Source organism: Alkalimonas delamerensis, assembly GCF_030717955.1.
GTDB lineage: Bacteria > Pseudomonadota > Gammaproteobacteria > Enterobacterales > Alteromonadaceae > Alkalimonas > Alkalimonas delamerensis.
The window spans coordinates 322,869-336,651 of record NZ_JAUZVY010000001.1 but is presented as its reverse complement, the minus strand read 5'-3'; the positions used below and the strand labels follow the sequence as shown (position 1 = coordinate 336,651).

The 13,783-nt window shown below is 54.9% G+C and carries 10 protein-coding genes; 4 read left to right on the top strand and 6 right to left on the bottom strand.

All coding sequences use genetic code 11. From position 1 onward, the window contains the following. Window positions 1–105: 105 nt before the first annotated feature. Window positions 106–705: a TIGR04211 family SH3 domain-containing protein gene (locus Q3O59_RS01550; protein WP_305943929.1), complete on the top strand. Its 600-nt coding sequence runs from the start codon at window positions 106–108 to the stop codon at window positions 703–705. 47 nt (window positions 706–752) lie between these two features. Here the strand turns inward: Q3O59_RS01550 and Q3O59_RS01545 are convergent, their stop codons facing one another. Beyond that, window positions 753–1,238, bottom strand: a complete 486-nt coding sequence (locus Q3O59_RS01545; RefSeq protein ID WP_228591771.1) for an Lrp/AsnC ligand binding domain-containing protein — start codon at window positions 1,236–1,238, stop codon at window positions 753–755. Window positions 1,239–1,462: 224 nt separating this feature from the next. Here Q3O59_RS01545 and Q3O59_RS01540 point away from each other — a divergent pair, with 224 nt between their 5' ends. Continuing rightward, the gene (locus Q3O59_RS01540) at window positions 1,463–2,605 is read left to right on the top strand and encodes a cyclic di-GMP phosphodiesterase (protein ID WP_305943928.1); all 1,143 of its coding nucleotides are present in this window, start codon (window positions 1,463–1,465) and stop codon (window positions 2,603–2,605) included. Between the two features lie 10 nt (window positions 2,606–2,615). Here the strand turns inward: Q3O59_RS01540 and Q3O59_RS01535 are convergent, their stop codons facing one another. Further along, window positions 2,616–3,374, bottom strand: coding sequence for a general secretion pathway protein GspB (locus Q3O59_RS01535; RefSeq protein WP_305943927.1), 759 nt, complete (start codon window positions 3,372–3,374; stop codon window positions 2,616–2,618). A 46-nt stretch (window positions 3,375–3,420) separates the two neighbouring features. Next, on the bottom strand, window positions 3,421–4,335 hold the full coding sequence (locus tag Q3O59_RS01530; RefSeq protein ID WP_305943926.1) for an ExeA family protein: 915 nt from the start codon (window positions 4,333–4,335) through the stop codon (window positions 3,421–3,423). A gap of 77 nt (window positions 4,336–4,412) precedes the next feature. Here Q3O59_RS01530 and Q3O59_RS01525 point away from each other — a divergent pair, with 77 nt between their 5' ends. Both Q3O59_RS01525 and Q3O59_RS01520 read left to right on the top strand, forming a co-directional pair. Then, window positions 4,413–5,645: a multifunctional CCA addition/repair protein gene (locus Q3O59_RS01525; protein ID WP_305943925.1), complete on the top strand. Its 1,233-nt coding sequence runs from the start codon at window positions 4,413–4,415 to the stop codon at window positions 5,643–5,645. A 133-nt stretch (window positions 5,646–5,778) separates the two neighbouring features. Then, entirely contained in the window at window positions 5,779–8,211 is a 2,433-nt protein-coding gene (locus tag Q3O59_RS01520; RefSeq protein ID WP_305943924.1) for a helix-turn-helix domain-containing protein, read from the top strand. A gap of 8 nt (window positions 8,212–8,219) precedes the next feature. Here the strand turns inward: Q3O59_RS01520 and Q3O59_RS01515 are convergent, their stop codons facing one another. The 3 genes from Q3O59_RS01515 to Q3O59_RS01505 all read right to left on the bottom strand — a co-directional run bounded on the left by Q3O59_RS01515 (window position 8,220) and on the right by Q3O59_RS01505 (window position 13,687). After that, window positions 8,220–8,642 (bottom strand): secondary thiamine-phosphate synthase enzyme YjbQ, encoded by a 423-nt coding sequence (locus Q3O59_RS01515; protein ID WP_305943923.1) that lies wholly within the window; start codon window positions 8,640–8,642, stop codon window positions 8,220–8,222. An 89-nt stretch (window positions 8,643–8,731) separates the two neighbouring features. Beyond that, a complete protein-coding gene (acnB, locus tag Q3O59_RS01510; protein WP_305943922.1) occupies window positions 8,732–11,329 on the bottom strand; it encodes a bifunctional aconitate hydratase 2/2-methylisocitrate dehydratase in 2,598 nt (865 codons plus the stop codon). A 270-nt stretch (window positions 11,330–11,599) separates the two neighbouring features. Continuing rightward, on the bottom strand, window positions 11,600–13,687 hold the full coding sequence (locus Q3O59_RS01505) for a M13 family metallopeptidase (RefSeq protein ID WP_305943921.1): 2,088 nt from the start codon (window positions 13,685–13,687) through the stop codon (window positions 11,600–11,602). Between the last annotated feature and the right edge of the window lie 96 nt (window positions 13,688–13,783).

The following is a 13,783-nucleotide window of genomic DNA, read 5'->3' as shown; positions in this document are numbered from 1 at the left end:
CACGGCAGTGCAACAAGTCTTTTCCCACCAGACTTGTCAATTCCGCCACAACTCCCTATCATCCTGATACAACCGCTGAAAATCAGACTCCATCACGGGATACCCATGTTCAGAACCATCACCAGCTGCTTTGCATTCCTCTTGAGTGTAGCTTTCTTTTTTCCATCGCACAGCGCGGCCGAAACGGCCGAGCCCGCTTTTATCAGTGACGCTTTGTTTGTCTATGTGCATTCGGGCCCGAGCAATCAGTTCCGCATCATTGGTACTGTCAATGCTGGCGATGCGGTGCAGCGGCTGGACAGAGACAGCGACACTGGTTATGTGCAAATCCAGTTTGATGGCAACCGCCGTGGCTGGCTGCCTGGTCAGTATGTATCCGATCAACCGGGCTTGGCCGTGCAAATGCAGCAATTGAATGAGCAATTGGCCAATCAGCAAACCGAGCTGAACCAACTGCAACAACAAAATGAGCAGCTCAGCAACGAGCTGGCCAGCCGAACGGACGATTACAGTCGGGTTCGGGAGCAACTGCAAGTCGCTAACAATGCCTATGAGCAACTGAAACGCCAGGTCGACGCCAGCCAAAACAGCGTTTGGCAAAATCCGAAAGTACTGGGCGCTGCCATTCTTGGCTTTGGGCTGCTGCTGGGGCTGCTGCTGCCGCTGCTGATCCCCAAGCGCAAGCAAAGTGATCGCTGGATGTAACCAGCTGAAGTAACATAAACAAAGGGCCATCCGGCCCTTTGTTCGTACTACAACTGCTCGTTGGCTTTCAGTGGCAAGCCATCGTCTTTTTTGACCTGCTCAATCACCACATAGGTATGATTTTTAATCACACCTGGCAAGTCGACGATTTCTGCCAAAATGATGCGGTAAGCATCCATATTGGGCAGCCGCAGCTTGAGCAGGTAATCAAACCCTCCGGCGACCATATGGCACTCCACCACATGGGGGATTTTCAGCACATCGTCCTTGAAACGGTCAAATACATCGCTGGTGGTGTTATCCAGAGTGATCTGAATAAAAACGGTGGTGCCAAAGCCTAACCGGCTGGCGTTGAGCTGAGCCCCATAACGCTCAATGTAGCCTTCTTGCTCCAGCCGTTTGACCCGATCGATGCAAGGACTGGCACTTAAATTCACCCGCCTGGCCAGCTCTACGTTGGAAATCCGCCCTTCCCGCTGCAGGGTTTCCAATATATTCATATCGATACGATCAAGGGGTCGGGCTTTGACCATGGACTGGGCTCGCAGTTGATTTTGGGTGGTTATGCAATTTTTGCCGAATTATATACCCAAGTAACCTTCAGATGCGAGCTTCAGAGCCTCAGGTTTTTTGACTGCAAAGCACCCGACTCGCTACTTACTGTATTTTTGATACCACTTGCGGCAAACTACTGTTAATTTAGCGTTACTAAGCTACACTAAAGCGGAAGCGTATCAGTTTGAGGTACCCAGAGGTTATGGCGTTACAGGAAGTATCTTTGCAGCAATTGCAACCAGGTGATTTTGTAGTGCGCGTGAGCCAACAGACCGGCTCTGTCCTAATCAAAGAAGCTGGGCTGGTACGCAGTCAAAAAACCATTGAGCTGCTGCGTAAAAAAGGCGTGTTGCAGGTCTGGATTGATCCTGAGCTGGCGGACCCTAGCCTGCGATCATCCCTGTCCGACGATGATCAGCCTGCAGAGCATTCATCATCCGATGAAAGCAAACAACCACGAACTGACTTTGCTGCCGAGCTTCCAAAAGCCGAGCGTACCTTGCAGCAGCTGCAACGCAAACAGCATCGCTTGCTGGAAAGCTGTCGGCGGCAAGATCCCATTGATCTGGCACTGGTACAAGAGGTGAGCTGTGGTCTGGCTGACTCAGTGAGCCGCAATCAGGATGTGCTGCTGTGCCTTAGCCGAATTGCGCAAAGCAGTGACAATCTGCTGCAACACGCCATTCATTGCGCTGTCTACATTGCTGCCTTCGGCCATCATTTGCAGCTACCCAAAGGGCAAATCCAGGATCTGATCATGGCAGCACTGCTGCACGATCTGGGAAAAGTGACGCTGGGCGATGACTGCAGCGATGCCAGGGCCATTCCAACCAGCCTTAAGCTGCTGGCAGAGATGCAGCGCCTGCCAGCAGAGCTCACATTATGGGTCGCTCAGCACTGTGCCCATATGGACGGCAGTGGTCATCCGGCAGGCTTGCATGGTCAACAGCTGCATCTGGGCAGCCGGATCCTGGCCATCGTCAATCAGTACGACAAGCTGTCGCACCCCGCAGAGCATAAGCCGGTTAACCCTCAACTGGCCAGTAAACGACTGCTGGAGAAAACACCCCACCAGTTGGATAACGAGCTGACCCAGCGTTTTATTCGCTGCATCGGCATCTACCCACCCGGCAGCGTGGTCAAATTGCACAGCGGTAAATTAGGCCTGGTATTGGAAAACAATCCGAAAAAGCCCACTCAGCCCAAAGTGAAAATTTTCTATCACAGCCAGCATCAACACCATTTGCCAATGAAAGTGCTCGATTTAGCTAAGCATCAAGAGGAAAGTATCGACTACTGCATCGATCTGGAGCAGTACGGCCTGCAAGCAGCAAATTACCTCTAATGGCCAGGCCCTAGCCCGGCCACTCGCTAAGCGCTGCCATGCTGAACTCCAGTTGGCGGTAACGCAAGACCACATGGTTCTGGTGGATCTCGACCAATTGAATATCGGTGGTAAGCCACTGACCTTGTTGCAAGGTACGCCCATTCACCTTGACCCAACGCCTCGATGGCATAGTGGCAAACACATGGGCTTCAAAACGCATCGGCGGCAATTGCCGCTGTACCTGAGGTGCCAACTCGGTAATATCACGGGCCGGTGCGTCGTGCACCCGGACCTGACTGCGGCCAGAGCCTTCTTGCTCCAGCTCATCCATTGCCTGGGCAAATCGCTGCTGCAACTCCGCCGAGACCTCGGTATCTTCCAGCTCATCCAACGATGGCATCGCTGGTTGCGCTGGCCTGGTCACTGGCTCAGCAGCGACTTGGACTGTTTCAGTCTCTGGCATGGCTCTGACGGGATCCACCGACTCAACTGTCGTTGCTTGCTCTTGCGCTTGCAGTTGCGCTGACTCTGCCGGCTTCAGCTCGGTGGTTAGCGCAGCCAGAATTTGCTGCTGACTGGCCAGCTCAGGCTGGGTACTTGCCGTCTGCTCTGCTTTGGCTTCAATCACTGGCTGTTGTTGACTGCCCAACCAGTAACCTGCAGCCAGTGCCACAGCAAGCAAACTTGCACCGGCCAATACGCCCAACCAAAACACAGCCGACCGACTGGCTGCAGGCGCACTGCTGATTGCTTGTTGCTGTTTTAACGCATCCATCAAAATGGACATCCAATACTCCTGAAAAAAGCGAAACCAAGGGGCTGCTGCTTAAACCTTAATGGAGCCAGCGCGCCAATAGATACCCCAAAGCGGCCATTAAAGGGACCAAAGCCAATAACCAAAGCCAGACACCGGGCTGTACCAACTGAGCAGAGGCGACACTGGCAGGCAAAACTTCTTTCGCCGCCTGCTGCACCTCCGCTTTACCGACCAGCGGTTTTTGCCTGGCATAAGCGGCCAACATGGCTCTATCGGCCAACAGGTTCAGCAAACGCGGGATCCCCTGACTGCGCTGGTACAATTGACGCCTGGCAGCTGCATCAAACACCGGCCTTTCCGAGCCGGCAATCTTAAGGCGATACGCCAGGTACTGCTGCACTTCCGCTTCGGTGAGTGGCATCAGATGATACCGCGCTGTGATGCGTTGCGCCAGCTGACGTAAATCCGAGCGCTGCAAGAGTTGTTGCAACTCGGGCTGCCCAATCAAAATCACTTGCAACAACTTTTGGCTGTTGGTTTCCAGGTTGGTCAGTAGCCGCAGCTGCTCCAGCACCACCGGCTGCAAATGCTGGGCTTCATCAATAATCAGCAAGGTTTGCTTGCCCTGCTGGTGGTTTTTCAGCAAACGATTTTTAATTTTATCGCCCAGCATTTTCAGACTGGCGTCCGATTTTTTGTAGCGGATGCGCAGCTCGTCGCAAATGGTCGCCAACAGCTCCAGCTCCGACAAAGTTGGGTTGAGAATAAAAGCCAACTCAGTCGTTTCATCCAATTCCTGCAACAAAGCACGGGAAACGGTGGTTTTGCCAGTCCCCACCTCACCGGTCAACAACACAAAACCGCCTGCATCGCCAAGGCCATAGCGAAGATGTGCCAGAGCCTCGGCGTGACGCCCACTCAGGTAGAGGAAGTCCGGGTTTGGAGCAATCGAAAAAGGCTGGCTGTGCAGGCCAAAAAAGCCGGTGTACATGCGCGCTTCCTGTGCTAATCGCTGAAAAGTTTCAGTGGATGGGTATAATGGCAAAAAAACACTCAAGGTAAAAGCCTGTGCAGATATATCTTGTTGGCGGTGCTGTTCGCGATGAATTGCTTGCTTACCCCTTTCATGAGCGGGATTGGGTGGTGGTGGGCGCGCACCCGCAACAACTGCTGGATTTAGGCTACCAGCAAGTAGGCAAAGACTTCCCGGTTTTTTTGCACCCCAAAACCAAAGAAGAATATGCGCTGGCCCGTACCGAACGCAAACAAGGCTCGGGGTACACCGGCTTTGTGACTTACGCGGCGCCCGATGTCACGCTGGAGCAGGATTTAGCCCGGCGTGATCTGACCATCAATGCCATCGCCAAAGCCGAGGATGGCAGCCTGGTCGACCCTTATGGCGGCGTGGCGGATCTGAAAGCACGGCTGCTGCGCCATGTCTCACCGGCTTTTGCTGAAGATCCGCTCCGGGTACTGCGAGTGGCCCGTTTTTATGCCCGCTATTACCACCTGGGTTTTCAAGTGGCCGACGACACCCTTGCCCTGATGCAGCAACTGAGTGACAGCGGTGAGCTGCAGGCATTAAGCGCAGAGCGCGTCTGGCAGGAACTCAGTAAAGCGCTCAGCACCCAGCACCCGGAAGCCTTTATTGAATTGCTAAGACGCTGCGGTGCTTTAAAGCAGCTGATGCCAGAGATCGATGCCCTTTGGGGTGTGCCCCAGCCAGCCAAATGGCACCCGGAAATTGATACCGGTGTGCATACCTTGCTGGTACTGCAGCATGCAGCACAACTGTCCGAGCGTATCGACATTCGTTTTGCTGCCCTGGTGCATGATTTGGGTAAAGGCGTTAGCCCGCCAGAGCACTGGCCCTCGCATCATGGCCATGAGCACACTGGCTTACCGCTGATCCGTCAGCTGTGTCAGCGTTTAAAAGTCCCGAACGATTGCCGGGATCTGGCGCTCTTGGTCTGCCAGTACCATCAACTGATCCATCGAGCGACAGAGCTCAAAGCCAGCACCGTGTTAAAACTGTTTGATGGCATTGACCTCTGGCGCAAACCCGAGCGACTGGATGCCATTATCCGCTGCTGTATCGCCGATTTACGCGGCCGTACCGGCTTTGAAAAGGCCGACTACCCGGGCGAGCAGTTATTACCGAAGCTCGCCGCCGCCGCTCAGGCCGTTGATATCAAAGCTCTGATTCAGCCAGGTATGAAAGGCGATGCCATCAAGCAAGCACTGCAGCAGGCACGGTTGGAGGCGATTCAGCAGGCAAAGCGCCTACAGAGTATGGATTGATACCGATCGGCTGCAATGTCGAAAAGGGCTCTGCACAGCACAACCCCAGCATAAAAACAATAAATTTGCATTTTTGCATCATAAAGTCTAACTTTTGGCTAGGATACCACTCGAACAGCAAGGACGACAACGCATGGCACAGACCCCAGTCTCAACCATCAACGAGCCGCTGCAGCTGGCCAGAGAGCTGCTAGAGCATACCGGCCGCAACCTGTTTCTAACCGGCAAAGCCGGGACCGGCAAGACCAGCTTTCTGCGTGAGCTGAAGCAGCACTCGCCCAAACGCATGGTGGTGACGGCGCCTACCGGCGTGGCTGCGGTGAATGCCGGTGGTGTTACCCTGCACTCATTCTTTCAGTTGCCCTTTGGTCCCTGGCTGCCGGGCAGCAGCTTGGTGCAACCACAGCGCTTTAGTCAGGAAAAAATCAATCTGCTCCGTAGTCTGAACCTGTTGGTCATTGATGAAATCAGTATGGTCCGGGCCGATACGCTGGATGCGGTCGATGCCGTGCTTAGACGTTACCGGCGCAACAACCAGCCTTTTGGCGGGGTGCAATTGCTGATGATTGGCGATCTGCATCAGCTGGCGCCGGTGGTCAAAGCGCAGGATTGGGAGCTGCTAAAAAGCAGCTACGACAACGGCTACTTTTTCTCAAGCAAGGCGCTGCAACAAACGCCCTGGCTGACCATTGAATTGCAGCGGGTCTACCGCCAGTCCGATCCGCGCTTTATTGAGCTGCTGAACAAAGTGCGCGACAACCAGTTGGATGAAGCCACCCTCGCCCTGCTAAACAGCCGCTATCAACCCGACTTTCAACCCGCATCGGGGGAAGATTACATTACCCTGACCACCCACAATCACAGTGCCGATGCCATCAATGAGCAGCAATTGGCCAGGCTGCCAGGGCCCGGACTGGAGTTTACCGCCGTGATTGAAGGCGATTATCCGTCGCAAAACTATCCGGTCGCCGAAACACTGCTGCTAAAAGTAGGGGCTCAGGTGATGTTTATGCGAAATGATAATGCCGAGCAGCGCTATTACAACGGCAAAACCGGTGTCATTACCCAACTGGATAAAGAGTCGGTATCGGTGCGCTGCCCCGGCGAAGCGCAAGATATTCAGCTGTCGCCCGTCAGCTGGGAAAATATCAAGTATGGCTTGGACAAGGCATCAGGCGCTATCCAAGAGCAGGTGATTGGCAGCTTTAAGCAGATCCCACTGCGACTTGCCTGGGCGGTCACCATTCACAAGAGTCAGGGCCTGACGTTCGAGCGGGCTATCATCGACGGCGAAGCGGCCTTCTCCCATGGCCAGATCTATGTCGCCCTCAGTCGCTGCAAACGCTTTGACGGCCTGGTATTAAAGACGCCGCTCTCGGCACGCTCTGTGCTGACCGACCAGGCCGTCAGCCAGTTTAGCCGAGAGCAAGCGCTGCCAGACCAAGCTCAGGTGCAGCAGGCCAAAATTGACTACCAGCAAGCGCTGCTACTGGATGCATTCGACTTTAGCCAATTGGGCCACCAACTTAGGAGCCTCAGTACTCTGCTGCACCAGCAGCAGTCACTGATCCGCAGCAGCAGCGCCGACCAGCTGGCGGCTATCCGCCAGCGTCTGGATACGGAGGTGCTGGCGGTAGCCAGCAGCTTTGAGCGTCAACTCAAGTCGCTCTTCCATCCGCAGCAGGAGCCACAGCAGCAAGCCCCCCTGCTGGAGCGACTGAACAAGGCCGGCGATTATTTCAAGGATAAGCTCTCTGCCTTGCAAGCCTGGCTGGATGCATTTGCTTTTGACACGGACAACCAGGCCATCCGCAAACAACTGACCAAAACCATCGAGCAGCTGCGCCAGCAGCTTGCCATCAAACAGGCAGCACTTCACTGCATGCAGCAGGGCTTTACCAGCAGCCACTACCTGGATGCCGTGGCGCGGGCACAAATCGATACCAGCAATCAAAATGCAGCCAAAAAAGCCGTCGCAAAGATTGAGCTTGATGATCTACAACACCCAGAGCTGTTTGAGGCGCTCAAGCGTTGGCGCGCTGACAAGGCCAGCAGCGAGCAGGTGGCGCACTTTCGAGTTCTGCATCAACAGGTGCTGCTGCATATTGCCAATGCCCTGCCAGGCAACAAGCCCGCCTTGCTGGCCCTGCCCAAAGTAGGCCCTGCTACGGTGGAGAAATACGGCGATGCACTGCTGCAGCTGGTGGCCGATTATTGCCAACAGCAGGATCTGCAGCCCAACCTGGCGACAGCCAACCCCACCAAAGCCACGGCGCGCAGCAACAAAGTTGATAGCCGACTGGAGAGCTTTACTTTGTTTAAGCAGGGGCTCAGCCTGGAGCAGATTGCCGAGCGTCGCGGCCTGGTCCGGGGCACCATCGAAAACCATCTGGCGCATTACGTGGCACAGGGAGAGCTGGAGCTGACCGAGCTGGTCTCAGCGGATAAGCTAGCCGCCGTTCGCCAGGCAGCTGAACGGCTGGGAGCAGATAGCCTGAAGGTCCTGAAAGAAGAACTTGGCGAGCAGTACTCCTACGGCGAGATTAAACTGGCTTTGCTGGCCTGATAGCGAGCTTAACTGCCATGCAGCGTCAGCACCAAGCTTCTGCCGCTGGCGTGATCGCGGTGTTCGCCCAGATAAATACCCTGCCAGGTGCCTAAATTCAACCGCCCTGCCGTCACTGGCACCGTCACACTGCTGCCGAGCAAACTGGCTTTCAGGTGGGCCGGCATATCGTCCGGGCCTTCGTCTGTATGTTGGTAGTAAGGCTCGTTTTCCGGCACCGCCCGATTGAAAAAGCGCTCAAAATCGCCGCGCACGGTCGGATCGGCATTTTCATTGATGGTCAGCGACGCCGAGCTGTGTTTAATAAACACATGCAGCAGCCCCTGCTGCACCATCGTCAATTCCGGTAGCGCACGGATAACATCCTGCGTGATCAAATGAAAGCCACGCCGATACGGGGATAACCGAAGCTCTCGTTGAATGTAGTGCATTATTGTGTTGCCTATGGTAACTAGCTGGTTCGATTTTAAGTCAAAAAAAGACCTGCCGCGGCAGGTCTTTTTAGGATTGCAGGTGCTGATTACACCGCTTGCTGAATAATCACATTATCCGCTTTTTTGGTGTACTGCGGCATTTTGTGGAAGTTCAGGTAGCGGTAAGTATCGGCCGCTGTCGCATCAATCTGCTTGGCGTACTCCAGGTACTCGGCAACGGTTGGCAGACGACCAATGATGGAGCTGACCGCAGCCAGTTCGGCCGAGGCGAGGTAGACGTTTGCGCCCTGACCCAAGCGGTTCGGGAAGTTCCGGGTAGAAGTAGAGACCACGGTGGAGTTCTCAGCCACCCGTGCCTGGTTGCCCATACACAGCGAGCAACCTGGCATTTCGGTGCGGGCACCGACTTTGCCGTAGATGCTGTAATAGCCTTCATCGGTCAGCTGCGCCTGGTCCATCTTGGTTGGCGGAGCAATCCACAAACGGGTTGGCAGCTGGCCTTTGTGTTTGTCCAGCAGCTTACCGGCGGCGCGGAAGTGACCGATGTTGGTCATGCAGGAGCCGATAAAGACTTCATCAATCTTATCGCCAGCCACTTCCGACAACAGACGGGCATCGTCCGGATCGTTCGGTGCACAGAGGATCGGCTCTTTGATTTCGCTCAGGTCGATTTCAATCACTTCGCTGTACTCGGCATCGGCATCGGCTTCCATCAGCTCTGGCTTGGCCAGCCATTCCTGCATCGCCTGAATACGACGCTCGATGGTGCGGCGATCGCCATAGCCTTCGGCAATCATCCACTTCAGCATTACAATATTGGACTCAAGGTACTCAGCAATGGAAGCTTCCGACAGCTTGATGGTACAACCGGCAGCAGAGCGCTCGGCCGAGGCATCGGACAGCTCAAACGCCTGCTCAACAGTCAGGTTCGGCAAGCCTTCGATTTCCAGAATACGGCCAGAGAAGATGTTCTTCTTGCCTTTTTTCTCCACCGTCAGCAAACCTTGCTGAATGGCGTAGTACGGGATCGCATGCACCAGGTCACGCAGGGTAATACCCGGCTGCATCTCACCTTTAAAGCGCACCAGCACCGACTCTGGCATATCCAGCGGCATCACGCCGGTTGCCGCAGCAAAAGCGACCAAACCAGAACCTGCCGGGAAAGAAATACCGATCGGGAAGCGGGTGTGTGAATCACCACCGGTACCGACGGTATCAGGCATCAGCATGCGGTTTAACCAGGAGTGGATAATGCCATCGGCCGGACGCAGGGACACACCGCCACGGTTCATAATAAAATCAGGCAGGGTGTGGTGGGTATCGACATCGACCGGCTTTGGATAGGCGGCGGTATGGCAGAACGACTGCATTACCAGATCGGCCGAGAAACCGAGACAGGCCAGATCTTTTAGCTCGTCACGGGTCATCGGGCCAGTGGTATCCTGGGAGCCGACCGTAGTCATCTTAGGCTCGCAGTAAGTACCAGGACGCACACCCGCCACGCCACAGGCTTTACCCACCATTTTCTGCGCCAGAGTGAAGCCTTTACCACTGTCGTCTTTGGCACTTGGGCGACGGAACACCGTGGATGGTTCCAGCTTCAGAAACTCACGGGCACGGTCGGTTAAACCACGGCCAATGATCAGTGGAATACGGCCGCCAGCCTGCACTTCATCCAGCAACACTTCGGTCGCCAGGCTGAATTCAGCCACCACCTCGTCACTGTCATGACGGCACACTTTGCCCTGATACGGATAGATATCAATCACATCACCCATGTTCAGGTTGGAGACATCCACTTCAATCGGCAGCGCGCCAGAGTCTTCCATGGTGTTGAAGAAAATCGGTGCAATCTTGCCACCCAGTACGAAACCACCACCGCGCTTGTTGGGCACGTAGGGGATGTCGTCGCCCATAAACCACAGCACCGAGTTGGTGGCAGATTTACGCGACGAGCCGGTACCGACCACATCGCCGACATAGGCTAATGGGAAACCTTTTTCTTTCAGGGCTTCCAATTGCTTGATCGGGCCACGCACGCCCTGCTCATCCGGCTCAATGCCTTCACGGCTGTTTTTCAGCATCGCCAGCGCGTGCAGTGGGATATCCGGCCGTGACCAGGCATCCGGTGCCGGTGACAGGTCGTCGGTGTTGGTTTCACCGGTGACTTTAAACACCGTCAGGGTAATCTTTTCTGCCAGCGCTGGTTTGGCTTTGAACCATTCGGCTTCGGCCCAGGATTCCACCACTTGCTTGGCAAAGGCATTGCCCGCATCGGCCTTTTCGGTCACATCGTGGAAAGCATCAAAAATCAGCAGCGTGTGTGACAGGGCTTTGGCAGCCAAAGGCGCCAAGGTCGCATGATCCAGCAGACTGACCAAAGGCTCAATGTTGTAACCGCCCATCATGGTGCCCAGCAGTTCGGTAGCACGCTCCGGGGTCACTAAAGGACATTGGGTCTCACCTTTGGCAACCGCGGCTAAAAAGCCGGCTTTGACATAAGCCGCCTCGTCCACGCCTGGTGGAATACGGTTTTCCAGCAAATCGACCAGAAAGGCTTCTTCGCCCTGAGGTGGGTTTTTCAGCAGCTCGACTAAGGCCGCCACTTGTTCGGCATTCAGCGGCTTGGCCGGGATGCCTTCTGCCGCGCGCTCGGCGACGTGATCACGATATTCTTGTAGCACTGTAGTGTCCTCTTGGTCGTTGGTGACGCTTAGCGGCTCTGTGCTGGGATGCACTGCCGGCAAGCGCCGACTCTGGAATTGTACCTGCGTGATTATAAGAAATTACGTGCCGGAAAAACATTGGCCTGTGGTCGCATCCGGTTATAACCGGTATAAACCGGCTGAATAAAATGGTAAGACCAGTTGAATGTCAAACAGGCAATATCGGCACGCAAACAGGCAGCCGCACTGCGACTGCCTGTTAACCGGTGGAAGTATAACAGAAAATGATTACCAGATCTTGACGCGCTCTTCCTCCGGTAAATACATAGCATCGCCTGGCTGCACATCAAAGGCCTGGTAAAACTCCGGAATATTCGGCAGCACACCAATCACCCGGTAGTAGGGGGGTGAGTGCGGCCCGGTGCTTAACTGACGGCGCAGGGCTTCTTCGCGGAAATTGGCACGCCAAATCTGCGCCCAACCAATAAAGAAACGCTGCAAGCCGGTAAAGCCATCCAACACCGGAGCTTCTTCGCCGCCAAGCGACAACTTATAAGCGCGCAGTGCCACCGTCATGCCGCCCAGATCGCCAATGTTCTCACCTAGCGCCACATCGCCATCGACAAAAACACCAGGGAAAGGCTCAAACTGGCTGTACTGGGCACTTAAACGGGCACCCAGTTGCTGGAAGCGCTCCAGGTCTTCGGCAGTCCACCAGTCGCGCAGATTGCCATCGCCATCGTACTTAGCGCCCTGATCGTCAAAACCATGACCAATTTCATGGCCAATCACAGCGCCTATGGCACCGTAATTGACCGCATCATCGGCATTCATATCGAAGAAAGGCGGTTGCAAAATCGCAGCCGGAAAGACAATTTCGTTCATCACCGGGTTGTAGTAAGCATTGACGGTTTGCGGGGTCATAAACCATTCGTGACGCTGGATAGGGCCACCCAGTTTACCGACCATCTGATCATAAGCCCGCTGACTGGCCCGAATGCTGTTGCCGACCAGATCACCGGCTTTAATGGTCAAATCCGAGTAATCCTGCCACTTATCCGGATAGCCAATTTTGGTGGTAAAGGTGCTGAGCTTTGCCAGTGCTGCCTCTTTGGTGGCATCCGACATCCATTCCAGCTCTTTGATCGACTCGCCAAACGCCAGCAGCACGTTCTCAACCAGCTCCTCCATCCGCGCTTTGGCCGCTTCGTTAAAGTGCCGCTCGACATAGAGCTGCCCGACCAGCTCGCCCAACACAGAGTTGGTGGTATCTACTGCACGGCGCCAGCGCGGTTGTTGCTCTTCGACCCCTTGCAAGGTCTGGCTGTAAAAGGCAAAACGGCGATCGGCCACGGTTTCGCTCAGTTGCGGGGCAAAGCTGTGGATGGTGCGGTAGGTCAGATAGGCCTGCCAGGTTGCCAGGTCGGTGCTGGCAATGATGTCCGACAAGCCCGAGAAGTAGGATGGCTGTGCCACAATCACATCTTGCTCGGCGGGTACACCAAACACAGTGGCGTAAGCCGCCCAATCAAAATTGCCAAACAAGGCACTGAGCTCTGCCGGTGTTTTCTTGTTGTAGGTTTTGTCAGCGTTGCGGCTGTCCAGCCGGGTCCAGTGGTGCTCGGCCAGTGCATGCTCCAGAGCCAGGATCTGTTCAGCTGCGTCAGTCGAGTCAGCTACGCCGGCCAGTGCCAACATATCTGCGACATAGTCCTGATATGCGGCTTTTAACCGCAATGAATCGTCATCCTCGTTGAAGTAATAATCGCGATCCGGCAAGCCCAGCCCGCCCTGAAACAAATAGACCGCGTACTGCGTCGACTCACGGGCATCGTTGTTGACGTACCAGCCAAACAAGCCCGCCACGCCATCGCGCTGCAATTCCGCTTGGACCTGACCGAGCTGTTCGGTCGATTCCATGGCAGCGATACGCTGAAGCAAAGGCTGAATGGGCTCAATGCCCAGCAGATTCAGCTTATCCTGATCCATAAAGCTGTTGTAGAAGCTGGCCAGCTTGTGCTCATTGGAGCCTTCAACCAAATCGGTACGGGCCGCTACCTCTTCAATAATATCCAGCACTGCCTGCTGGGCTTGCTGATGCAAGATATCGAAAGAGCCGATGCGGGAGCGATCGGCCGGGATGGGGTTGTTCTCAATCCAGTTGCCATTGACGGCGTAATAAAAGTCATCCTGAAAGCGTACGCTGCTGTCAAAGTTTTCCAACTCCACACCCGAGGTCAATGCCACCTCCGCCGGGGCTGTTTGCGCAGACGTTGGGGATGACGAGGGTTGTTCCGTTTGGCTTTGACGGTTATCGCAGGCCGTGAGGCCGAGGGCCATCGCGACACTCACAGCCAAGACACTGAGTTTTTTCATGGTGAAATCCTTGATGGCTAAAAATGCATCCCAGCATAGTACGAAGCTGCTGCAAGCAGTGCAAATCTGTTTTGTAACAAAAGCTGACAACAGCCT